Annotated in this window: 26 protein-coding genes and 1 other RNA gene; 18 read left to right on the top strand and 9 right to left on the bottom strand. The window is 68.0% G+C overall.

What is annotated here, in order from left to right; all coding sequences use genetic code 11:
• Nucleotide 1: 1 nt before the first annotated feature.
• The 5 genes from ACIGII_RS14550 to ACIGII_RS14530 all read right to left on the bottom strand — a co-directional run bounded on the left by ACIGII_RS14550 (nucleotide 2) and on the right by ACIGII_RS14530 (nucleotide 4779).
• On the bottom strand, nucleotides 2–388 hold the full coding sequence (locus ACIGII_RS14550; RefSeq protein WP_399639231.1) for a RidA family protein: 387 nt from the start codon (nucleotides 386–388) through the stop codon (nucleotides 2–4).
• Nucleotides 389–501: 113 nt separating this feature from the next.
• Nucleotides 502–2661 (bottom strand): RelA/SpoT family protein, encoded by a 2160-nt coding sequence (locus tag ACIGII_RS14545; RefSeq protein WP_399639232.1) that lies wholly within the window; start codon nucleotides 2659–2661, stop codon nucleotides 502–504.
• A 182-nt stretch (nucleotides 2662–2843) separates the two neighbouring features.
• Nucleotides 2844–3143 (bottom strand): DNA-directed RNA polymerase subunit omega, encoded by a 300-nt coding sequence (rpoZ, locus tag ACIGII_RS14540; RefSeq protein ID WP_068853884.1) that lies wholly within the window; start codon nucleotides 3141–3143, stop codon nucleotides 2844–2846.
• 116 nt (nucleotides 3144–3259) lie between these two features.
• Nucleotides 3260–3922, bottom strand: a complete 663-nt coding sequence (gmk, locus tag ACIGII_RS14535) for a guanylate kinase (RefSeq protein ID WP_399639234.1) — start codon at nucleotides 3920–3922, stop codon at nucleotides 3260–3262.
• Nucleotides 3919–4779, bottom strand: coding sequence for a YicC/YloC family endoribonuclease (locus ACIGII_RS14530; RefSeq protein ID WP_399639236.1), 861 nt, complete (start codon nucleotides 4777–4779; stop codon nucleotides 3919–3921). The genes gmk and ACIGII_RS14530 overlap by 4 nt, the downstream gene beginning before the upstream one ends.
• Before the next feature lie 121 nt (nucleotides 4780–4900).
• Here ACIGII_RS14530 and rph point away from each other — a divergent pair, with 121 nt between their 5' ends.
• The 7 genes from rph (at nucleotide 4901) to pepQ (ending at nucleotide 12160) form a co-directional block, all read left to right on the top strand.
• Complete coding sequence (rph, locus tag ACIGII_RS14525) at nucleotides 4901–5629, top strand: ribonuclease PH (protein ID WP_282247465.1); 729 nt, start codon at nucleotides 4901–4903, stop codon at nucleotides 5627–5629.
• A complete protein-coding gene (locus ACIGII_RS14520; RefSeq protein ID WP_399639237.1) occupies nucleotides 5626–6012 on the top strand; it encodes a VOC family protein in 387 nt (128 codons plus the stop codon). The genes rph and ACIGII_RS14520 overlap by 4 nt, the downstream gene beginning before the upstream one ends.
• Nucleotides 6009–6605 (top strand): RdgB/HAM1 family non-canonical purine NTP pyrophosphatase, encoded by a 597-nt coding sequence (rdgB, locus tag ACIGII_RS14515; RefSeq protein WP_399639239.1) that lies wholly within the window; start codon nucleotides 6009–6011, stop codon nucleotides 6603–6605. The genes ACIGII_RS14520 and rdgB overlap by 4 nt, the downstream gene beginning before the upstream one ends.
• A 49-nt stretch (nucleotides 6606–6654) precedes the next feature.
• Entirely contained in the window at nucleotides 6655–7866 is a 1212-nt protein-coding gene (gene hemW / locus ACIGII_RS14510) for a radical SAM family heme chaperone HemW (protein WP_399639241.1), read from the top strand.
• 89 nt (nucleotides 7867–7955) lie between these two features.
• Entirely contained in the window at nucleotides 7956–10409 is a 2454-nt protein-coding gene (locus ACIGII_RS14505) for a DUF1631 domain-containing protein (RefSeq protein ID WP_399639242.1), read from the top strand.
• Entirely contained in the window at nucleotides 10406–10753 is a 348-nt protein-coding gene (locus ACIGII_RS14500) for a PilZ domain-containing protein (RefSeq protein WP_399639244.1), read from the top strand. The genes ACIGII_RS14505 and ACIGII_RS14500 overlap by 4 nt, the downstream gene beginning before the upstream one ends.
• An 81-nt stretch (nucleotides 10754–10834) precedes the next feature.
• Nucleotides 10835–12160, top strand: a complete 1326-nt coding sequence (pepQ, locus tag ACIGII_RS14495; protein WP_399639246.1) for a Xaa-Pro dipeptidase — start codon at nucleotides 10835–10837, stop codon at nucleotides 12158–12160.
• A 250-nt stretch (nucleotides 12161–12410) separates the two neighbouring features.
• Here the strand turns inward: pepQ and ACIGII_RS14490 are convergent, their stop codons facing one another.
• Both ACIGII_RS14490 and ACIGII_RS14485 read right to left on the bottom strand, forming a co-directional pair.
• Entirely contained in the window at nucleotides 12411–13739 is a 1329-nt protein-coding gene (locus ACIGII_RS14490) for an aminopeptidase P N-terminal domain-containing protein (protein ID WP_399639274.1), read from the bottom strand.
• Nucleotides 13740–13746: 7 nt separating this feature from the next.
• On the bottom strand, nucleotides 13747–14295 hold the full coding sequence (locus ACIGII_RS14485; RefSeq protein ID WP_399639248.1) for a UPF0149 family protein: 549 nt from the start codon (nucleotides 14293–14295) through the stop codon (nucleotides 13747–13749).
• Nucleotides 14296–14424: 129 nt separating this feature from the next.
• On the opposite strand from ACIGII_RS14485, the gene ACIGII_RS14480 reads away from it, so the two are divergent.
• The 8 genes from ACIGII_RS14480 (at nucleotide 14425) to ACIGII_RS14445 (ending at nucleotide 18472) form a co-directional block, all read left to right on the top strand.
• Nucleotides 14425–14646 (top strand): TIGR02449 family protein, encoded by a 222-nt coding sequence (locus ACIGII_RS14480; RefSeq protein WP_399639250.1) that lies wholly within the window; start codon nucleotides 14425–14427, stop codon nucleotides 14644–14646.
• On the top strand, nucleotides 14643–14939 hold the full coding sequence (locus ACIGII_RS14475; RefSeq protein ID WP_399639252.1) for a cell division protein ZapA: 297 nt from the start codon (nucleotides 14643–14645) through the stop codon (nucleotides 14937–14939). The genes ACIGII_RS14480 and ACIGII_RS14475 overlap by 4 nt, the downstream gene beginning before the upstream one ends.
• Before the next feature lie 98 nt (nucleotides 14940–15037).
• Nucleotides 15038–15222, top strand: a non-coding RNA gene (ssrS, locus tag ACIGII_RS14470) — 6S RNA.
• A 70-nt stretch (nucleotides 15223–15292) separates the two neighbouring features.
• Nucleotides 15293–15895: a 5-formyltetrahydrofolate cyclo-ligase gene (locus ACIGII_RS14465; protein ID WP_399639254.1), complete on the top strand. Its 603-nt coding sequence runs from the start codon at nucleotides 15293–15295 to the stop codon at nucleotides 15893–15895.
• Nucleotides 15896–15902: 7 nt separating this feature from the next.
• The gene (locus tag ACIGII_RS14460; RefSeq protein WP_399639256.1) at nucleotides 15903–16379 is read left to right on the top strand and encodes an EVE domain-containing protein; all 477 of its coding nucleotides are present in this window, start codon (nucleotides 15903–15905) and stop codon (nucleotides 16377–16379) included.
• A gap of 24 nt (nucleotides 16380–16403) precedes the next feature.
• Complete coding sequence (gene rpiA, locus ACIGII_RS14455; RefSeq protein WP_282247326.1) at nucleotides 16404–17051, top strand: ribose-5-phosphate isomerase RpiA; 648 nt, start codon at nucleotides 16404–16406, stop codon at nucleotides 17049–17051.
• A gap of 46 nt (nucleotides 17052–17097) precedes the next feature.
• Nucleotides 17098–17553 (top strand): DUF192 domain-containing protein, encoded by a 456-nt coding sequence (locus ACIGII_RS14450; RefSeq protein ID WP_399639258.1) that lies wholly within the window; start codon nucleotides 17098–17100, stop codon nucleotides 17551–17553.
• Between the two features lie 73 nt (nucleotides 17554–17626).
• Nucleotides 17627–18472 (top strand): SirB1 family protein, encoded by an 846-nt coding sequence (locus ACIGII_RS14445; RefSeq protein ID WP_399639260.1) that lies wholly within the window; start codon nucleotides 17627–17629, stop codon nucleotides 18470–18472.
• A gap of 169 nt (nucleotides 18473–18641) precedes the next feature.
• Here the strand turns inward: ACIGII_RS14445 and ACIGII_RS14440 are convergent, their stop codons facing one another.
• A complete protein-coding gene (locus ACIGII_RS14440; RefSeq protein ID WP_399639262.1) occupies nucleotides 18642–18833 on the bottom strand; it encodes a rubredoxin in 192 nt (63 codons plus the stop codon).
• Nucleotides 18834–18905: 72 nt separating this feature from the next.
• Here ACIGII_RS14440 and thiE point away from each other — a divergent pair, with 72 nt between their 5' ends.
• On the top strand, nucleotides 18906–19553 hold the full coding sequence (thiE, locus tag ACIGII_RS14435) for a thiamine phosphate synthase (protein WP_399639264.1): 648 nt from the start codon (nucleotides 18906–18908) through the stop codon (nucleotides 19551–19553).
• Nucleotides 19550–20839 carry a glutamate-1-semialdehyde 2,1-aminomutase gene (gene hemL / locus ACIGII_RS14430; protein ID WP_399639266.1) on the top strand — a complete coding sequence of 430 codons (1290 nt, stop codon included), beginning with the start codon at nucleotides 19550–19552 and terminating at the stop codon, nucleotides 20837–20839. Before thiE ends, hemL begins: the two co-directional genes overlap by 4 nt.
• A gap of 25 nt (nucleotides 20840–20864) precedes the next feature.
• On the opposite strand, the gene azu is transcribed toward hemL, so the two are convergent.
• Nucleotides 20865–21293, bottom strand: coding sequence for an azurin (azu, locus tag ACIGII_RS14425; protein ID WP_399639276.1), 429 nt, complete (start codon nucleotides 21291–21293; stop codon nucleotides 20865–20867).
• 143 nt (nucleotides 21294–21436) lie between these two features.
• Here azu and ACIGII_RS14420 point away from each other — a divergent pair, with 143 nt between their 5' ends.
• A complete protein-coding gene (locus ACIGII_RS14420) occupies nucleotides 21437–22051 on the top strand; it encodes an HAD-IA family hydrolase (protein WP_399639268.1) in 615 nt (204 codons plus the stop codon).
• Nucleotides 22052–22205: the final 154 nt, after the last annotated feature.

The raw sequence follows: 22205 nt of genomic DNA, 5'->3' as shown, positions 1-22205 counted from the left end.
GTCAGTCGATGACCATGACCGCGTCGACCTCGAAGTTCGCCCCCTTGGGCAGGCCGGACACTTCGATGGTGGAGCGGGCCGGGAACGGGGCCTGGAAGTAATCCTGCATGACGGCGTTGACCTTGGCGAATTCGGCCAGGTCGGTCAGGTACAGGCCCAGGCGGACCACCTTGTCCAGCGAGCCGCCTGCGGCTTCAGCAACGGCCTTGAGGTTGTCGAACGCGCGGCGCGCCTGCGCTTGGACGTCACCGACGCCCACGATCTCGCCGGTAGCCGGGTCGAGGGGGATCTGGCCGGAGAAGTACACGGTGTTGCCGGCACGCACGGCCTGCGAGTACGGACCGATGGCGGCCGGTGCGCTTTCGGTGTTGATGATCTGGCGGGACATGGATGTCGGACCTTGTGAAATGTGAAGGGCCCCATTGTATCGGTTCCGCCCGTTGCCGCGCTTTGCGCGGCCAGCCACGCAGCGCGTGGCGCTACGTCATTGCCATGTTCCGATCATTGGCGTCGCACGGATTGGACGACTGACAAACGCCGCAGGCGGCGCATGACTTCGGCCAGGTGGTTGCGGTCGCGCACCTGGATGTTGAAGGCCAGCACCGCGGCGTTGAAGTCGCGGTCCAGGTAGTCCACCCGCTCGATGTTGGAATGGCTCTGCGCGATCGCCGCGGCCAGCTGCGCCAGCACGCCGGTGCCGTTTTCCACTTCCACCACCAGCGCGGTGTCGTAGTCGCCGGAGACGGTGGTGTCCCAGCCGATCGGCACCCAGCGCTCGGGCGACTTGCGCAGTTCGGCCAGGTTCGGGCAGTCCAGGCGGTGCACGACGATGCCCTTGCCGGCGGTGTGGTAGCCCATGATGTCGTCGCCGGGAATCGGCTGGCAGCAGTTGGCGAAGCTGACCACGCCGCGCTCGCTGCCGTTGATCAGGATCTTTTCCTGCGAATGCTTCGAATGCGCGCCGCCGCGCAGTTCGGCATAGGCCATCAGCGCCTGCGCGGCCTGGTTGGGCATCCAGTTGCCCAGCGCCACTTCCGCCAGCAGGGCCTCCAGGCGCGGATAGCGGTGTTCGGCCAGGAACGCATCCAGCCGTCCCTTGGGCAGCCGCTCCAGCGAGCTGTCCATGGCTTCCAGCGCACGGTCGAGCATGCGGTGGCCCAGCTGCACGGCATCTTCGTGTTCGAGCTGCTTGAGCTGGTGGCGGATCGCGGTACGCGCCTTGGAACTGACCACGAATTCCAGCCACTGCGGCTTGGGCGTGGCCGAACGCGCGGTGATCACTTCCACGGTCTGTCCGCTGACCAGCTTGGTGCGCAGCGGCACCAGCTTCTTGTCCACGCGCGAGGCCACCGCCATGTTGCCCACGTCGGTGTGCACCGCATAGGCGAAGTCCAACGCGGTGGAGTTCCGGGGCAGCGCGAGGATCTTGCCCTTGGGGGTGAACAGGTACACCTCGTCCGGGAACAGGTCGACCTTGACGTTGTCGAGGAACTCCAGCGAGGAACCGGCCGCGCGCTGCGAATCGATCAGTTCGACGATCCAGGCGTGGGCGCGGCTCTGCGCGCTGTTGGGGCTGTCGCCGCCGAACTTGTAGGTCCAGTGCGCGGCCACGCCGCGCTCGGCGATCAGGTCCATTTCCTCGGTGCGGATCTGCACTTCGATCGGCGAGCCGTACGGGCCGAACAGCACGGTGTGCAGCGACTGGTACCCGTTGGCCTTGGGAATGGCGATGAAATCGCGGAAGCGTCCGTCCAGCGGCTTGAAGGTGGCGTGCACCGCGCCCAGCGCGTGGTAGGCGTTGGGCACGCTGCGCACGACCAGGCGGAACCCGAACACGTCCATGACCTGGTCGAAGGATTTGTTCTCGTCGCGCATCTTGTTGTAGATGCTCCACGGGGTCTTGATCCGGCTCACCAGGCGGTGCTCCAGCCCTTCCTTGGCCAGCCGCTGCGACAACTGCACTTCCACCTGGGCCATGGCCTCGCGGCGGACCACCGGCTGGCTGCGGATGTGCTTTTCCAGGATCGCGTGGCGCCACGGGTACAACGCCTTGAAGCCCAGGTTCTGCAGTTCGCTCTTGACCAGGCTCATGCCCAGGCGCTGGGCGATCGGCGCGTAGATTTCCAGGGTTTCGCGCGCGATGCGACCGCGCGCTTCGCTGCTCTGCGCGCCCAGCGTGCGCATGTTGTGCAGGCGGTCGGCCAGCTTGATCATGATCACGCGCAGGTCGCGCGACATCGCCAGCAGCATCTTGCGGAAACTTTCGGCGGCCGCTTCCTGGCGGTCGCGGAACTTCAGCTTGTCCAGCTTGGTGACCCCGTCCACCAGCTCGGCCACCGCTTCGCCGAACTCGGCCGCCAGTTCCTCGCGGGTCAGCGGCGTGTCTTCGATGGTGTCGTGCAGGATCGCGGCGATCAGCGCTTCCACGTCCAGGCCAAGCTCGGCCAGCACCTGGGCCACCGCCACCGGATGGGTGATGTACGGTTCGCCGGACTTGCGGGTCTGCCCCGCGTGCGCGGAGGCGCCGACTTCCCAGGCACGGCGCAGCAACGGCAACTGCTCGGGCGGCAGGTAGTGCGCCGCGCGTTCAAGCTGGAGGACATAGTCGGGTACGGCCGCGCCGGGAGACGTGGCGACCTTGGCAGAGGGGCCTGGGTTCATGGCTGGAAGACTATTCCAGCACGCCGATATCGGCAAATTATTGCGCGATGGGATTGCGTGTCACGACCAACGGTCGTGACCTACCGGGTGGGGATCGCCGGTGACACCCGGGAAGTGCGTCCTGAACGCAAACAGCCCGCCAAGGGCGGGCTGTTCGTGGACAACGGCGATCGCGTGCGCGATCAGTCGTCGTTCTTGGACATGTCTTCGTCGGCAACGACTTCGGCAGCGGCCCATTCCAGTGCTTCACGCTCGGCGCGCTCGCGTTCGGCCTTCTCGACTTCGTCGATCAGCGCGTTGTCGATCTTGCGGGCGGCAATTTCGCGCAGCGCCAGCACGGTCGGCTTGTCTTCGGTTTCGCTGTTGTCCAGGGTGGCCTGGACGCCATTGGCCAGCTGACGGGCGCGCTTGGACGCCATCATGACCAGCTCGAAACGGTTATCCACGACTTCCAGACAATCTTCTACGGTGATGCGGGCCATGCGGGCTCCCGGCAGCCGGCAAGGGCTGCTCAATCGAATGAGGGAAAGGGGACGGATTGTACCGGCCAGGGCTGGACAAAATCAAGCCGACCGGCTACCCGCCCCTTGTGAATCAGTCAGTTGCCGTTGCCATCCTGGGTCAGCAGGGCCTGGATCAGGCCGGCGTGGCGGACTTTCTGCGACTCCCGGCGCAGCCGGCTGGCCGTGAAGATGGCGCACAGCTCGTCCACGGCGGTGTCGAACACCTCGTTGACGATGACGTAGTCGAAGTCGTTGAAATGCAGCATTTCCTCGCGGGCGGCGGCCAGGCGCTGGGCAATCACCGCCTCGCTGTCCTGCCCGCGCTTGCGCATGCGGTCCTGCAGTGCCTGCCGCGACGGCGGCAGGATGAACACCGTGACCGTGCCGGGGACCAGCTGGCGCACCTGCTGGGCGCCCTGCCAGTCGATCTCCAGCAGCACGTCCTGGCCGGCCGCCAGCTGCGGCTCGACCGACTGCCGGGCGGTGCCCTTCCAGTCGCCATGCACCCAGGCGTGCTCGAAGAAGTCGCCGGCGGCGATCATCCGTTCGAATTCGGGCGCACTCACAAAGTGATAGTGCTCGCCGTTCACTTCGCCCGGGCGCATCGCCCGCGAGGTGAAGGAGATCGACAGGGCGATCTGCGGGTCGCGGGCCAGGGTGGCATTGACGATGCTGCTTTTGCCGGCCCCGGACGGGGCGGCCACGATGTACAGCGTGCCGCGGGCGGGTTCCGGACTCTGGAGAGGCTGGCTGCTCATTCGATGTTCTGCACCTGTTCGCGGATCTGGTCGATCAGCACCTTCAGCTCCACCGCGGCATTGGAGGTGCGGCTGTCCACAGATTTGGAGCCCAGCGTGTTCGCTTCCCGGTTGAACTCCTGCAGCAGGAAGTCCAGGCGGCGACCGACCGGCTCGCGTTGGGTGAGCACGCGCCGGATTTCCACGATGTGGCTGCGCAGGCGGTCCAGCTCTTCGTCCACGTCCAGCTTCTGCAGCCACAGCACCAGTTCCTGCTCGGCGCGACCGGGGTCGACCGGGTGCGGCAGGTCGGCCAGGCGCGCGGCCAGCTTGCTGCGCTGGCCCTCGCGGATCAGCGGAATCAGGGTGGTGACGTCGGCGGCGATGCGTTCGATCGCGTCAACCCGTTCGCTGATCGCCGTGGCCAGCTTGTCGCCCTCGCGCTCGCGCGCGGCCACGAAGCCGTCCAGTACCTGGTCCAGCAGGGCCAGCGCCTCGGCCTGCAGCGCAGGCGCATCGGTGGCCTCGCCCAGGGTCACGCCCGGCAGCTGCAGCAGGTCGGTAAAGCTGACCTGCAGGTTGGGGAAATCGGAGGTGAGCCGGTGCGCGAGCGCCCCCAGCTGGCCCAGCAGCACTTCATTGACCTGCAGGCTGGCGCCGCTTTCCGGCGCGCGCAGGCGCATCACCAGATCCAGCTTGCCACGGCTCAGCCGCGCGGCGATGCGCTCGCGCAGCTGTGGCTCCAGCGCGCGCAGCTCCTCGGGCAGGCGCGTGCCGACTTCCAGGAAGCGGTGGTTGACCGAGCGCAGCTCGCAACCCAGCGTGCCCCAGGGGGTCGCCCGCTCGCCGCCGGCATAGGCGGTCATGCTTCGAATCATTCGGGATTTCCGATGCTCTCAAAGGGGGAATGGTACCCTAGCGGCCTTCTCCAGGCCTCCTCGCCTGCCGGTCCCCGGCCGGGCGCGGAACCGTATCCCCCGTCTTACCGGAAGCCCATCCATGTCCGATCCCCGTCCCAGCGGCCGCCAGGCCGACCAGCTGCGCGAAGTGCGCATCGAACGCGCCTTCACCCGCCACGCCGAAGGTTCGGTCCTGGTCAGCTTCGGTGAAACCCGCGTGCTGTGCACCGCCAGCGTGGAAAACCGCGTGCCGGGTTTCCTGCGCGGCAAGGGCGAAGGCTGGGTCACCGCCGAGTACGGCATGCTGCCGCGCTCCACCCACACCCGCAATGACCGTGAAGCGGCGCGCGGCAAACAGGGCGGCCGCACCCTGGAAATCCAGCGCCTGATCGGCCGCACCCTGCGCGCCTGCATCGACCGCGGTGCCCTCGGCGAGCGCACCATCACCCTGGACTGCGACGTGCTGCAGGCCGACGGCGGCACCCGGACCGCCGCCATCACCGGCGCCTACGTGGCGCTGGTGGACGCGGTGAACTTCCTGATCAAGCGGGGCGACATCAAGCGCAACCCGATCTTCGGCGCGGTGGCCGCGGTGTCGGTCGGCATCTACCGCGGCACCCCGGTGCTGGACCTGGACTACGCCGAAGACAGCGACTGCGACACCGACATGAACGTGGTGATGAACGACGGCGGCGGCTTCATCGAGCTGCAGGGCACCGCTGAAGGCCACGCGTTCCGCCGCGACGAGCTGGACGCGCTGCTGGCTTTGGCCGAAAAGGGCATCACCGACCTGTTCGCGGCCCAGCAGGCCGCACTGGCGCAGCCGTGAGCCGGCGCCTCGCCCTGGTCACCCTGGTGGTGGCCGATTACGACGAGGCGATCGCCTGGTACACGGGCAAGCTGGGCTTCGCCCTGATCGAGGACATCGACCAGGGCAGCAAGCGCTGGGTGGTGGTGGGTCCGACCGACGGCACGGCTGCCGGGCTGCTGCTGGCGCGCGCCAGCACGGACGAACAGCGCAGCCGGATCGGCAACCAGACCGGTGGCCGGGTCGGTTTCTTCCTCAACACCGACGACTTCCATCGCGACCACGCGGCAATGACCGCGCGCGGCGTGGAGTTCCTGGACGCCCCGCGCGAGGAAGCCTATGCGACGGTCGCGGTGTTCCGCGACCTGTACGGCAACACCTGGGACCTGCTGGAGCCGAAATGAAGACACTGGTACTGGCCAGCGGCAACGCCGGCAAACTGAAGGAGCTGCAGGCCATGCTGGCCGGGCTGCCGCTGGAGATCGTGGCGCAGGGCGCGCTGGGCGTCAGCGACGTGCCCGAAACCGGCCTTACCTTCGTCGAGAACGCCCTGATCAAGGCGCGCCACGCCTGCGCCAGCACCGGCCTGCCGGCCCTGGCCGACGATTCGGGCCTGATCGTCGACGCGCTGCAGGGCGCGCCCGGCCTGTACAGCGCGCGCTACGCCGGTACCTCGACCGATGACGCGGCCAACAATGCCAAGCTGCTGGAGGCGATGCGCGATGTCCCCGCCGGCAGCCGTACCGCCCGCTTCTATGCCGTGATCGTGCTGCTGCGCCACGCCGACGACCCCCAGCCGCTGATCTGCGAAGGCAGCTGGGAGGGCGAGATCCTCGACGAACTGCGTGGCAGCCACGGCTTCGGCTACAACCCGCTGTTCCTGGACACCGTGCTGGGCCAGACCGCGGCGGAAATGGCGCCGGACGTGAAGAACGCGATGAGCCACCGCGGCAAAGCACTGCAGGTGTTGAAGCAGAAGCTGGCGGCGTTGGGCTGACTGGAATGTCGATGATTTCCCGAGGGCCGGCCAACGGCCGGCGCTGCCGATGAGCCCCCAGACCGACCACCATTGCCACCCGGACGGAAGCTGCGACCACGACCACAGCGTGTCGCTGGTGCCGCCGCCGTTGTCGCTGTACGTGCACCTGCCCTGGTGCGTGCGCAAGTGCCCGTACTGCGACTTCAATTCGCACCAGGCCAAGGGCGACCTGCCGTTCGAGGCCTACGTCGACGCGCTGGTCCGTGACCTCGACCAGGACCTGCCGCTGGTCTGGGGCCGGGTGGTCAACAGTGTGTTCTTTGGCGGCGGCACCCCCAGCCTGTTCCCGCCCGAGGCGATCGACCGCCTGCTGCAGGCCGCGTCGGCGCGGCTGCGCTTCGCCCCGAACCTGGAGGTGACCCTGGAAACCAACCCGGGCACCGCCGAACACGGCCGCTTCGACCGCTACCGCGCCGCGGGGGTGAACCGGATCAGCTTCGGCATCCAGACCTTCAACGATGCGGCCCTGCAGCGGCTGGGACGGATCCATGACAGTGGCGAAGCCGAACGCGCGGTGAAGCTGGCCCAGGACGCCGGCTATGACAACTTCAACATCGATCTGATGTACGCGCTGCCGGAGCAGACCCTGGCCCAGGCCGAACACGACCTGGAACGTGCCTTTGCCCTGCAGCCCACCCATCTGTCGCATTACCAGCTCACCCTGGAGCCGAACACGGTGTTCTTCGCGCGACCGCCGCAGGGCATTCCCGACGATGATGCGGCCTGGGACATGCAGGAACACTGCCAGCGCCTGCTGGCCGAGGCGGGCTACGCGCAGTATGAAGTCAGCGCGTATGCGCGGCCGGGCCGGCAGAGCCAGCACAACCTGAACTACTGGCGTTTCGGCGACTATCTCGGGATCGGCGCCGGTGCCCACGGCAAGATCAGCAGCGGCGCCGGCCAGCAGGTGCTGCGGCGCTGGAAGCACAAGCACCCGCAGACCTTCATGGACACCGCAGGCAGCGCCGCCTCGATCGGCGGCGACGAGGTGATCGACGCCGCGCGCCTGCCGTTCGAATACATGCTCAACCTGTTGCGCCTGCACGAAGGATTTTCGCTGAAGGACTTCGAGTCGCGCACCGGGCTGGAGCGGGCCCGGATCGCCGCGCCGGTGCAGGTCGCGGTGGCGAAGGGATGGATGACGGTGGACGGCGACCGGGTGCGGCCGACCGAGCTGGGCCGGCGCTTCACCAATGATGTGGTGGAGCTGTTCCTGTAGGGTGCGGTGCCGACCAACGGTGGGCACTACCGTAGATGGGGTGGAAACGGTAGATTCTCTGCTCTCAGGGGAGCCGGAACCTACAACGGATGTCTGCGTCCGCACCTACATCGACACCCGACCTGACCCGGTTCGCCGGCGTCACCGCGCCACCGCGCGTGCGGCGCCTGCTGGCCGCGCTGCACGCGCTGGCCGTGCAGACGCTCAGCACCCCGCTCAAGCTGACCATCGTGGAGCTCGAACGCGAGCTGTTCCGGGACGCCGAGCGCGCGCGCAACAGCCAGATCCAGGCCGATATCTATGCGCAGACCCGGCGCCTGCACGAGGTCAACGCACAGTTCGCCCCGCGCTTCCTGGAGGCGTTGGGCACGGCGCTGGCCAACCTGCGCGAGCCGCGTGTCCGCCACCTGCCGGCCCCCAGTGCGCAACTGTCGGCCACGACCCTGACCCTGGTGACCGACACCGACATCGACCGCGACATCGTGCTGGCCGATATCGTCCGCCGCGAGTCGCAACGTTCGGCCAGCGCACTGCAGCTGCTCGGGCAGCGCTTCGGCGTGCTCGCCGCGGGCCCCGCCTTCGACGCGGAAGACCTGCCCTTCGGGCCGCACGTGTTGTGCCGGATCACCCGCGACCTGGGTGACGCATTCGCGCTCGGCCTGGAAACCCAGCTGGCGTTGTACCGGGTGTTCGACCGCCAGCTGGTCGAACGCCTGGGCGAGCTGCTGGAACGTGCCAACATCCTGCTGACCCACGAAGGCATCCTGCCCGGCCTGGTCTACACGCCCTATCTGGCCCGCTCAGCCACCACCCGTCGCATCGTCACCGGTCCCGAGCGCGGCCCCGGCCGTGAACCGGGCGGCACCGGCAACCGCCCGCTGACCGGCTGGAGCGGCTCGGCCAGCACCGGCAGCTGGGCCGCGATGACCAGCGCGGCGATCGGCCCGATGAGCGCGCCCGGTGCCGCAGCGGCGACCCCGCCGCCCCTGCCGGCCGACGCCGCAGGTGCCGGCCCCGCCGACCTCAACGCGCCGGCGGTGTCGGCACTGCACCAGCTGCTGGATGCGGCCAGGCACACCCATGTCGGCCGCGGCGCTGCCGGCGTCGCCAACGGCGCCACGGGCGGCGCGGGTGCGGCCGGGACGCTCCCGCCGGAGGGATCCAGCGCCCTGCCCACCGACACCGCGTCGACCGGCATCGATGCAGGCGCCGATCAGCAACCACCGCCGGTGGCGGTGGACAGTGGCACCGTGCACGCCACCCTGGCCAAGCTGCAGGTGCAGACCTCCGGCATGCGCCGCAGCATGGCCGACCTGCACAACGCGCTGCTGGCGCAGATGCGGGCAGACCACGGGCCGCAGGCCAGCCTGACCGTCAAGGACACCGACACCTTCGATCTGCTGGACATGCTGTACGGGCAGATCCACCGCGAGGTCCGCCCCGACGCCGTTGCCGTGGACCTGCTGACCCGGCTGCAGGTGCCGGTGGCACGGGCGGCATTGTCCGACCCGGCGTTCTTCGTCCGTGACCAGCACCCGGCGCGGGAGCTGCTCAACGCGGTGGCCGAAGCCGGCGCCAACTGGCTGGGCGAAGAGGATGTCGACCCGCAGCTGGTGCAGAAGCTCGACCGCGCCGTGGAGAAGGTGGTCGCCGACTACGAAGGCGACGCGGCGGTCTTCGACGCCGCCAACGAAGAGATCCAGCAGCACTTCCGTGCGCTGGCGCACAAGGCCGAACTGGCCGAGCGCCGCCACGTGGAAGCCGCACGCGGCAAGGAGCGCCTGGAATCGGCCAAGCAGCAGGCGGGCGCCAGCATCGAACAGCTGTGCGAGCAGACGGCGCCGCCACGCTTCGTGCAGTCGCTGCTGAAGCAGGCCTGGTCGGACGTGCTCACCCTCACCCTGCTGCGCAATGGAGAGGGGTCCGAACAGTGGCACGCACGCGAGCAGGAAACCGCGCGGATCGCCGAGGTGACCTGCCAGCCGCCAGGCAGTGCGGAAAGCGATGCCCAGCTGGGCCAGCAGGTCGAGGCCGCGCTGCTGCAGGTCGGCTATCACCAGGACGAGGCGTCGGCGATCGCGCGGCGGCTGTCCACGCCGGGTGGCGAAGACGAGGCCAGCTCGCGTACCGAACTGACCGCACGCATCCGTGCGCGGTCGCGGCTGGGCGAACATGCCGAGGGCGGCGACGCCCGGCGCGAGGCGCCGCTGGCGCGCAGCCCAGCGGAGGAGGACTACTACCGCCAGCTGCGCACGCTGCCGTTCGGGACCTGGTTCGAGTTCATCACCAACCAGCAGGGCGACCTGCGCCGCCAGCGGCTGTCCTGGTACAGCCTGATCACCGACAACGCGCTGTTCGTCAATCCGCGCGGGCAGAAGGTGGCCGAGCACTCGCTGGACCATCTGGCCCGGCTGATGGCGCATGGCCAGGCGCGACTGGTCAGCGAAGGCAAGAGCCGCCTGATCGACCGGGCGTGGCAGGCGACCCTGCGCACCCTGCGTTCGCTGGCCGGCACACCGGCCCCTGCGGAGTCCGAGGAATGAATGACGACACCCGGCGCGCACCGCGCCGCAACGTGGACGACCAGGTCCCGGTGACCGATACCCTGGCCGAGGCCGTGATCGGCCGGCTGGGCAACGTGTCCGAAACCGGCATGCTGATGCTGTGTTCGGTGCCGATGAACGAAGACGCGCTGTACCAGCTGCGTTTCGCCATACCCGGTGCGAACGGCCAGCCGCTGCCGCTCGACGTCGGCGTGCACCTGCTGTGGAACGAGCCCAGCCATGTCACCGGCCAGAGCTGGGCAGGCTTCCGCTTCCTGACCCTCAGCCGCGAACACCGCGAGCAGCTGCGGGCGTGGGTCGCCGAGGAATCTTCGGCGCGCTGAGTGCCGGTTCCGGCACAGCGCGCAACGGCCGATTCCGGCAGAATCAAGGGCTGCATTCCGCACTGCCTGATGAGCCCCGCGATGAACCAGCCCGACCTTGGCGCCCTGTATTCCCAGCATGTCCGCGTGCTCTGCCAACGTGCCGACCAGGCACTGGCGCGCGGCGGTTTCGACCACCTGGTGATTCCCAGCGGCACCCTGCACTACCAGGCGTTCGACGACCGCGACTACCCGTATGCGGTGAATCCGAACTTCAAGGCCTGGCTGCCGCTGACCAAAGTGCCCAACAGCTGGGTGGTGTATACGCCGGGCCAGCGCCCGAAGGTGATCTTCCACCAGCCGTTCGACTATTGGCACGTGGTACCGGATGCACCCAACGGCTGGTGGGTGGAGCACTTCGACATCGAGATCATCCGCACTGCCGATGACGCCAGGGCGCTGCTGCCGCGCGATCCGTCGCGCTGCGCGATCCTGGGCGAGGCGCAGAGCGCGCTGGGCGCGTTCGTGCCCAACAATCCCGAACCGGTCCTGCACTATCTGGACTGGCACCGCGCGTACAAGACCCCTTACGAAATCGCACTGATGCGCCAGGCCCAGCGCCTGGGCGTGCGCGGCCATCGTGCTGCCGAAGCCGCCTTCCGCGCCGGCGCCAGCGAATTCGAGATCCACATGGCGTACTGCAGCGCCGTCGGCCAGGACGCCAATGAACTGCCCTATGGCAACATCATCGGGCTCAACGAACACGCCGCCGTGCTGCACTACACCGACCTGGGCCGCCGTGCGCCGCAGCCGCTGCGCAGCTTCCTGATCGACGCCGGCGCCAGCGCGTTCGGCTATGCCAGCGACATCACCCGCACCTACGCGGCCGCCGGCCACGACGAATTCCAGGCGATGATCGATGCGGTCGACGCGGCCCAGCAGAAAATGGGTGCCGGCGTGCGTTCGGGCGTGGATTACAAGCAGCTGCACATCGATGCGCACCTGTCGCTGATGGGCATCCTGAAGGACGTCGGGGTGCTGAAGGTCTCGCCGGACGCGGCGCTGGCCACCGGCGTCAGCGCGGCCTTCTTCCCGCACGGCCTGGGCCACCTGATCGGCCTGCAGGTCCACGATGTGGCTGGCTTCGCCGCCAGCGACCGCGGCGGTCGCGTCGAGCGCCCGGAAGGCCACCCGTACCTGCGCCTGACCCGCACGCTGGAACCCGGCATGGTGGTCACCATCGAACCGGGCCTGTACTTCATCGACATGCTGCTGGACGAAGTGAAGCAGCGCGGCCACGGCGACAGCATCGACTGGAGCCGCGTGGACTTCTTCCGTCCTTACGGTGGCATCCGCATTGAAGACGAAGTGCTGTGCACCGAAGGCGATGCGGACAACCTGACCCGGCCGGAATTCGCCAAGGCGTAACGTTGATCGACGCTTGCCCATGCAGCCGGGCTGTTGCCCGGCTGCTTCATGCATTTTGGCGAACAGCCGGTGCGTATCGCGTGGCCTGAGCTGGGCCGGCGGGCAGCCCCTGTAGGGACTGTCAAAAACATGGATGTTTTTGCCAAGCCCCCAAGGATGGGTTTACGGCGTGTCCCGTAAGGGGCTGCCCGTCGGCCTCCCCAGCCCGGGAAAACTGAAACGCCGCTCTTCGCCTTAAACTCAACTCAACTCAGCGAACAGCGTTCATTTCCTGCTCGATCTCATCAGCACTTCGCGCCAACCCAGCCGTCAGCACGTGATGCCCGCTGTCGGTGATCACCACGTCATCCTCGGTCCGAATGCCAATGCCGCGCCAGCGTGCTTCCACGCTGCGGTCGTCGGCGCTGATGTACAGGCCCGGTTCGATGGTGAACACCATGCCCGGCTCCAGCAGGCGTGAATCGCCCGCCAGGCGGTAGTCGCCCACGTCGTGCACGTCCAGGCCCAGCCAATGGCCGGTCTTGTGCCGGTAGAAACGCTGGTAGTGGCCGTCGGCGATGTTCTCTTCCAGCGTGCCCGCAAGCAGGCCCAGCCGCAGCAAGCCCTCGGTGAGCGTCTGCACCGCCGCCAGGTGGCCGGCCTCGTACGGCACGCCCGGCCTGGCCTGGGCCAGCGCCGCCGCCTGCGCCGCACCGACCAGGTCGTGCAGCGCGCGCTGCTCGGCCGTGAAGCGACCGTTGACCGGGAACGTACGGGTGATGTCGCTGGCGTAGCCGCGGTACTCGGCACCCGCGTCTATCAGCACCAGCTCGCCATCGCGACTGCGCGCGTTGTTGGCGCGGTAGTGCAGGATGCAGCCGTTGGCACCGGTGCCGACGATGCTGCCATACGCCGCCCAGGCATCATGGGCACGGAAGACCCGTTCCACGTCGGCCTGCAGTTCATACTCGTGGATGCCCGGTCGCGCCACCTGCATGGCGGCGCGATGCGCCCGCACGGTGATGTCCGCCGCACGCTGCATCAGCGCGATCTCCGCGCTGGATTTGAACAGCCGCTGCTCGTGCAGCAGGTGGCCCAGCTCCAGGAACTCGTGCGGCGGCTGCGCACCGTGGCGCACCTGCGAACGCACCCGGTTGACCCAGCCGATCAGCTTCAGGTCGAAATCGGCATCGCGGCCGAAGTGGTAATACACCCGCGAGCGCCCTTCCAGCAGGCCCGGCAGGATGTCGTCCAGATCGTCGATCGGGTACGCATCGTCCATGCCGTAGTCGGCCACCGCGCCTTCCTGGCCCGCACGCGCCCCGTCCCAGGCCTCACGCTCGGCATCGCGCTCGCGGCAGAACAGGATCACTTCACCGTGGCGGCGCCCGGGAATCAGCACCAGCACCGCGTCCGGCTCCGGGAACCCACTCAGGTACCAGAAATCCGAATCCTGGCGGAACGGATAATGCGTATCCAGGCTGCGGACGCGTTCGGAGGCGGCCGGCAACACCAGGATGGCGTCATCGCCGGCCATCTCCATCAACTGCTGGCGGCGCGCGGCGTACTCGGCCGCGTCGATGCCGGTCAACGCATGGATATCCATCTCAGTTCAGGCGCTGCCGGTGGCGCGCGGCCATCACGCAGTCGCCGTGCAGGATCAGCACCGCCACGCGGATGAACTCCTCGATCTCCGCGAGCGCATCTTCGTCGTCATCATTGCCGCTTTCGAAATCCTCGCTCGAGGCCTGGGCCAGCTTGGCCAGGTCGTTGAGCGCCTCCTCTCCTTCTTCGGACAGGGTCGGACGGCTGCCGCCCGCGCCCAGCCCGAAGCCGCCCAGGAACGCGCGCGCCCAGGTGAACAGGGCGTCAGCCTGCGCGGCGGTGTCATCGCTGTCGCCGAGCAGCAGCTCGAAGGCGAACTCGCGGTCTTCCAGCTGCGTCACGGTGGCATCCAGCAGCTGGTCCAGTGCGTCGCCCTGCACCGGCGTGGGCGCATTGTCGTCGGCCAGCACCCTTGCCGGCCATTCGCGCACCGCCGCGCCGCCGGCCGACAGCCAGCCGCACAGGCCGCCGTGGAGCTCGGCCGCACCGGCCCCCAGGCCCGCCGCCTGGCTGGCCTGGTTTACGTCATGGACACTTGGAAGTTCGGTCATTTCAGGGCTCTTTCAGGTGGGCCGCCGACGCTGTCGGCGACCCCGGGTTGGCAGCGTCACAGTGTATCAATCCACCGGTGTTCATTATTCGCTTGACCGGCTCCAGTCCCCTTGCCTATCGTGCCGGACATGGAACCCGCCGACGCCATCGCCCAATTGCAGGCCTTCGCCGCCCGGGTGGAGGCGTTGCTGGAGCGCAACCAGCGCCTGGCCGAGGAAAACCGCAGCCTGCGTCACCAGCAGGAATCCCTGGTCAACGAGCGCTCGCAGCTGCTGGCCAAGAACGAGCAGGCCCGTTCCCGCGTGGAAGCCATGATCACCCGGCTCAAATCCCTGGAGCAGCACACATGAGCCAGACCGAACCGGTCAGTGTCCGCATCCTGGATCGCGAATACACCGTAGGGGTGGGCGCTGACGAACGCGAAAGCCTCACCGCCGCCGCACGCCTGCTCGATGCCAAGATGCGCGAGATCCGTGGCAGCAACCGCATGGCCGCGGTGGACCGCATCGCCGTGCTGGCCGCGCTCAACCTGGCCCACGAACTGCAGCAGCTGCGCGACGACCACGCCCGCCAGGCGGTCGCGCTGCAGCAGACCCTGGCCGATCTGAACAGGCGGATGGACCGCGCCATCGACGGCGCGTGAGCGGCGGGTGCACGCCCGGTTTCATCGTTCTGAATTGGCCTGTAATCGAACCGACGAACGGGGTATCCGATCCGGTCGGGTTGGCTATAATGGCAGCGCGTTCTCTGCTGTGAACGACGGCGTGTGCAAACATTCGCCTTGTCCCTTAATTACGACCACGGGTGCGCGACGTCGCCGGGAGTGCAGGTCCGCCTTGTAGCGGGAAGCCCAATGGAGGCCCAGCGTACCCACTTGAACCCCGGGTTCAAGGTCGTTTCGCACGCATCGTCACCGCGGAGAATGCAGTATTCCGGCAAGAGCGACGTTCCTACGGGACGTCGCTCTTGTTTTATCCGGCCCCAACGGACCCAGGCATGACCGACCCGCGCTCCGCGCTGCGCCAGCAGCTGCGCCAACGCCGCCGAGACATTCCCCCCGCGCAGCGCCTGGCCGCCGCCGAACAGCTCGCCGATGCCCTGCTTGCGTTGCCCTTCGCGCCCACCCACGGCCCTGTTGCCGGCTACTGGGCGCTGGATGGCGAGATCGCCCTGCATCGCTGGCAGATGCGCCTGCCCGACACCGCCCCTTATTGCCTGCCCGTGCTGGCCGGCGACACGCTGCGCTTCGCTCCCTGGCGTCCCGGCCAGGCGTTGACCAGCAACCGCTTCGGCATCCCCGAGCCCGACGTGGCCATGGACGACACCCTCGCACCGGAACAGATGGCGCTGGTGGTGGCCCCGCTGGTGGGGTTCGACGCGCAGTGCCGACGGCTGGGCATGGGGGGCGGCTGGTATGATCGCAGTTTCGCATTCCGCAACCAGCGCCCGGCCCCGCCGTGGCTGGTTGGCGTCGGTTTTTCGGTGCAGCAGGTCGATGACCTGCCCGTGCAGCCGTGGGACGTCGGCGTGGATGCGATCTGCACCGAATGCGCCACGATCAACGCCGTACCGGCCCACGGTCGGCACCTACCCGAATAGATACCGCATGACCGCACGCAAGCGCTACTGGCTGATGAAGTCCGAACCGGACGCCTTTTCCATCGATGACCTCCAGCGCGTGGGCCAGGAACCCTGGAACGGCGTGCGCAACTACCAGGCGCGCAACTTCATGCGCGATGGCATGAAGGTCGGCGACGGCATCCTGTTCTACCACTCCAATACCAAGGTGCCGGGCATCGTGGGGATCGCCACGGTCGCCACCGAGGCGTACCCCGACGACACCCAGTTCGATCCGAAATCGGATTACTACGATCCCAAGGCCACCCGCGAGACGCCACGCTGGCTGCTGGTGGACGTGGCCTTCGAGCGCAAGCTGCGCGACACCATTTCGCTGGACGAGATCAAGCTGCACGCCGATGCGCTGGGCGAAGGGTTCCCCCTGATTGCGCGCGGCAACCGGCTCTCGATCCTGCCGGTGACCGCCGCGCAGTGGAAGCTGCTGCTGTCGCTCGAAAAGCATTGACCCTTTCCTTCACGAGTTCCCGCCATGTCCGAAGCCAAACGCCTTGCCGCAGAAAAAGCCCTGGAATACGTCGAAGACGGCATGATCGTCGGGGTCGGCACCGGCTCCACCGTTGCCTACTTCATCGACGGCCTGGCCCGCATCCAGCACCGCATCAAGGGCACCGTGTCCAGTTCCGAGCAGAGCACCGCGCGGCTGAAGCAGCACGGCATCGACGTCCTCGAACTCAACCACACCGGCGGCCTGTCGCTGTACGTCGACGGTGCCGACGAGTGCGACGGCAACAAGTGCCTGATCAAGGGCGGCGGCGCGGCGCTGACCCGCGAGAAGATCATCGCCGAGGCCAGCGAGCGCTTCGTGTGCATCATCGACCCGAGCAAGCAGGTGCCGGTGCTGGGCCGCTTCCCGCTGCCGGTGGAAGTCATCCCGATGGCGCGCAGCCTGATCGCCCGCCGCATCATGGACATGACCGGCGGCCAGCCGGCCTGGCGCGAAGGCGTCGTCACCGACAACGGCAACCAGATCCTGGACATCCACCACCTCCAGATCACCGACCCGGTGGCGCTGGAGCGCGAACTCAACCAGCTGCCCGGCGTGGTGGCGGTGGGCCTGTTCGCGCGCCGCCCGGCCGACGTGGTCATTGTTGGCGGTGAGCCGCCGATGGTGTTCTGATACCCCCGCCGGCACGCCCGTGCCGGCTTTCCTGCGAGGCCTGCCCATGCGCTTGATGCGTCTTCTGATGCCGCTGCTGTTGCTGCTCACCCTGTCCGGCTGCGCCAGCACCGGCGCCAGCCACTGGGTGGAACTGGGTGGCGCGCGTTACCAGGTCGAACTGGCCACCACCGACGAAGCCCGTTCCCGCGGCTTGATGTTCCGCGACCAGATGCCGGTCGACCACGGCATGCTGTTCCTGCATGAGCGCGAGGAGCTGCAGGCGTACTGGATGAAGAACACCCGGATCGCACTGGACATCCTGTACTTCGACGAGCAGCGCCGGCTGGTCAGCCAGCAGCGCGACGTGCCCCCGTGCTCGGCCGGCGACCGTTGCCCGCCCTACCCCAGCAGCGGCCCGGCCCGCTACGTGCTGGAGCTCAACGCCGGCCAGGCCGAGAAACTGGGCCTGCAGGACGGTGCCCTGCTGACCTTCGGCCCCGGCATCGCCGACCAGCCCTGACCCGGTGCCGGTGCGGCGTTGTTTTCACGCCGCACCGCTTGAATCGGGCCGCGTTTGTCGCCAGTCTGTGTCCATGCAGGGGCAGATGACATTGCCGGCGTGGGACTCCCTGGCCGAACTGGACGACGACGCGCTGCCGCTGTTGCCCACGGCCCTGCTGATCGCACGCGACGAATACCCCGACCTGGACCCGCAGGTCTACGACGCACTGGTGCAGAGCCATGCCGACCACCTGCGCGGCGAGGTGGACACCATCGCGCATTGGCCGCTCAAGATCGCCGCGGTCAATCGGCACCTGTTCGACGAGCTCGGCTATGGCGGCGACCACGGCGAGTACTACGACCCCCGCAACAGCTACCTCAACCAGGTCTTCGAACGCCGCCTGGGCAACCCGATTTCGCTGGCCATGGTGCAGATGGAAGTCGCGCGGCGCCTGGGCATCCCGCTGGATGGGGTGTCCTTCCCGGGCCATTTCCTGGTCCGGTTGCCGGTGGACGACGGCATGCTGGTGATGGACCCGTTCAATGGCGGTCGCCCGTTGGACGTGGACGAACTGCGCGAGCGTGCCCGCTCGCATCTGGGGGGCGAGGTGCCTGACGACCAGGTGCTGGCGCAGATCCTGGACGCCGCCCCCGCGCGCGCCATCCTGATGCGCATGCTGCGCAACCTGCACGGGGTCTACGTGGAGCGCAGCGAATGGGACCGCGCGGCGCGCAGCGCCGATCGCCTGCTGAAGCTGGCCCCCGAACAGGACGACGCCCTGCGCGACCGCGGGCTGGCCTACCTGCAGCTGGACTACCAGGCGGGCGCGCGCCAGGACCTGGCGCTGTACCTGCAACGCAACGGCCAGGCCAACGACGCCCAGTGGGTGCGCGAGAAGCTGGTGGAGATGGGTGGCCGGGTACCGCGGCTGCATTGAACATGGGACGCCCTCCGGTAGAGCCGACTGTCAGTCGGCTGCTCCTGGCGGGGTCGCAAAACGTAGCAGCGCTGCGCGCTGCAGCCGACTGACAGTCGGCTCTACCCGCTGACTGTCAGTTGGCTCTACCCGCTGACTGGCAGCCGGCCCCATCCGTTGACGCTACCGGTCAATCGACCTCGACCATCTCGAAATCGTCCTTGGTCACGCCGCAGTCCGGGCAGGTCCAGGTATCGGGCACGTCTTCCCACGCAGTGCCCGGGGCGATGCCCTCTTCGGGCAGGCCGTCGACCTCCCGGTAGATGAAGCCGCAGACAACGCACATCCAGGTGCGGAAGGTGGTGGCAGTGGCGTCGGTCATCGGATAATCAGGCGTTGGGCAGTACGGTCATAGGCCATTGTCCCACTCCCGCCGCCCTACCGGTAGCCATCGATGACCGCTCCTGCTTCCCCGGCCGCGCCCCCGCGCGGCGTGTACCTGATCACGCCCGACGAGCCCGACACCGGCCGCCTGCTGGCCCGCGTGGCGCCGCTGCTGGCCGCCGGCCCGACCTGGCTGCAGTACCGCAACAAGACCGCCAGCGATACCCTGCGCCACGAGCAGGCCACCGCCCTGCTGGACCTGTGCACGGCCCATGGCGTGCCCCTGATCATCAACGACGACCCGCACCTGGCGCGCGCGGTCGGCGCGGCCGGCGTGCACCTGGGCGGCACCGACGGCGACATCGGTGCCGCGCGGGCACTGCTCGGCGCCGACGCCATCATCGGCGCCTCCTGCTACGACCAGCTGGCCAACGCCGAACAGGCGGTGGCCGCCGGCGCCAGCTATGTGGCCTTCGGCGCCTTCTTCCCGACCACCACCAAAGTCACCAGCAGCCGCGCCTGTCCTGACCTGCTGCGGCAAAGCGCCGCACTCGGGGTGCCGCGGGTGGCGATCGGCGGGCTGACGCCGGACAATGTGGGCCCGATCATCGGCGCCGGCGCCGATCTGGTGGCCGTGGTCAGCAGCGTCTTCGCCGCGAACGACCCGGTGGCCACCCTGCACGCTTACCTTGCTTGTTTCCAGGACCCTTCCGCATGAAGCACGACCAGTCCCACGCCCTGTTCACCCGCGCCCAGGCGCTGCTGCCGGGCGGCGTCAATTCGCCGGTGCGCGCGTTCAAGTCGGTGGGCGGCGAGCCGTTCTTCGTCGAGCGCGCCGATGGCCCGTACCTGTACGACGTCGACGGCAACCGCTATATCGATTACGTGGGCTCGTGGGGCCCGATGATCGTCGGCCACAATCACCCCACGGTGCGCCAGGCGGTCAAGCACGCGATCCACAACGGCCTCTCGTTCGGCGCGCCGTGCGCGGCCGAAGTGACCATGGCTGAAACGCTGACCCGGCTGGTGCCCTCGTGCGAGATGGTGCGCATGGTCAATTCGGGTACCGAAGCCACGCTGTCGGCGATCCGGCTGGCGCGCGGCGCCACCGGCCGCAACCGCATCGTGAAGTTCGAAGGCTGCTACCACGGCCACGGCGACTCGTTCCTGGTCAAGGCCGGCAGCGGCATGTTGACCCTGGGCGTGCCGACCTCGCCGGGCGTTCCGGCCGGCCTGAGCGAACTCACCCTGACCCTGCCCTACAACGATTTCGAGGCGGCCACGGCGCTGTTCGCCGAGCAGGGCGCGGACATCGCCGGCCTGATCATCGAGCCGGTCGTAGGCAACGCCAACTGCATTCCCCCGCGCGACGGCTACCTGCAGCACCTGCGCGCGCTGTGCACGCAGCATGGCGCGGTGCTGATCTTCGATGAAGTGATGACCGGCTTCCGCGTGGCCCTGGGCGGCGCGCAGGCGCACTACGGGATCACCCCGGACCTGACCACCTTCGGCAAGATCATCGGCGGCGGCATGCCGGTGGGTGCCTACGGTGGCCGCCGCGAACTGATGTCGCAGATCGCCCCGGCTGGCCCGATCTACCAGGCCGGCACGCTGAGCGGCAACCCGGTGGCGATGGCCGCCGGCCTGGCGATGCTGGACCTGGTGCAGGAACCTGGCTTCCATGACCGCCTTTCCGCGGCCAGCGCGCGCCTGTGCGCAGGGCTGGAAGCCGCGGCGGCCGATGCGGGTGTAGCGGTCACCACCAACCAGGTGGGCGCGATGTTCGGGCTGTTCTTCACCGACCAGAAGGTGGAAACCTATGCCCAGGCCACGGCCTGCGATACCGCCGCGTTCAACCGCTTCTTCCACGCGATGCTCGAGCGCGGCGTGTTCCTGGCCCCGTCGGCGTATGAGGCAGGCTTCCTGTCCAGCGCGCACGATGACAGCATCATCGACGCAACGATTGACGCCGCGCGCGAGGCGTTCAAGGTCGCCAAGGGCTGAGCAGCCCGGAGGTTTGTGTTCGGCATCAGCCGAACACAAACCTGCCTTTCATCATCGCGAAGTGCCCGGGGAACGAGCAGAAGAACGTGTAGTCGCCGCCCTTGCGCAATGCTGCGGTAGAGAACGTCACGCTGGCGCTCTGCCCGCCGCCGATCACCGCCGTATGTGCCAGCACACGTGGATCTTTCTTCGGCAGGTAGCTGTCGGCCAGCGTCATCCGCATGCCGGCCATCGCCACCGGCTGGTAGTCCGCCGTCTTCGTCAGCACCCAATTGTGGCCCATCGCCGTGGCGGCCAGCCGGCCGGTGTGGCGCAACGTCAGCTTCACCTGGCTGCAGTCGGCGGCGACCTTGATCTCCTTGCTGCTGAAGCGCATCTGGTCGGTGCTGTCGATGCTGACCGCACACACGCGCGCCTGCGCGGCGGGCGCCAGCGCCAACCCGGCCAGGATCATGGGGACAAACAGTTTCACGGCGTTCTCCATCCTTCAATCACTGCAATTCTAGGCAGCTGCACCCAGGGCGTGGTGCGACGGGATGTCGCAGCGAACCCCGACAGTGCGGTAACGTCGGCTGTCGCCTTGCCCATGAGTGGACCATGCCGGTTGCCCTGGACTGCCTGCTGCTGGATTTCGATGGCGTGCTGGTCAACTACGCGCGGCACCTGCGTGTGCGCCACTTGGCCGGGTCCTGCGGATGCACGCCCGCACAGGTGCACGCGGCACTGTTCGACAGCGGACTGGAACAGCAGTTCGATCTGGGCCTGGACAGCACGCGCTACCTGCAGCAACTGGGCGATGCACTCGGCGTGGCCATCAGCCTCACCCAGTGGCAGGACGCGCGCATGGCCGCCTCGCCGCCGCAGACCGGCGTGGTCGAACGCGTGCAGCGCATCGCGCAGGTAATGCCGATCGCCATCCTCACCAACAACGGCGCACTGATGGCGCAGACCATTCCACGCATCCTGCCCACGCTGGCCCCGATGCTGGAAGGGCGCATCCTGTGCAGCGGCGAACTGGGAGGCCGCAAGCCAGACCCGGCGGTGTTCCTGAAAGCGGTGGAACGGCTCGACGCACGTCCCACCCGCACCCTGTTCGTCGACGATCTGTTCGTCAACGTCCGCGGCGCGCGCCTCGCGGGGCTGCACGCCGATACCGCGAACGACAGCCGTAGTTTCGGCAAGCTCATGCACCGGTTCGGCATCGATGCCTGATGCAGGGGCAGCCGACTAACAGTCGGCTCTACCCCCCAACGGGACGGGAACGCCGACGTGTAGAGCCGACTGTTAGTTGTGATCTCTCAGTAGGTTGTTCATCCGGGACATCTTTGGAAAATGGTGGTTACCACACCTGTCCACGCCCAAAGAG

Source organism: Stenotrophomonas sp. NPDC077420, assembly GCF_044543385.1.
GTDB lineage: Bacteria > Pseudomonadota > Gammaproteobacteria > Xanthomonadales > Xanthomonadaceae > Stenotrophomonas.
The sequence above is the reverse complement of the archived record's forward strand: the minus strand, read 5'-3'. Positions and strand labels throughout refer to the sequence as shown.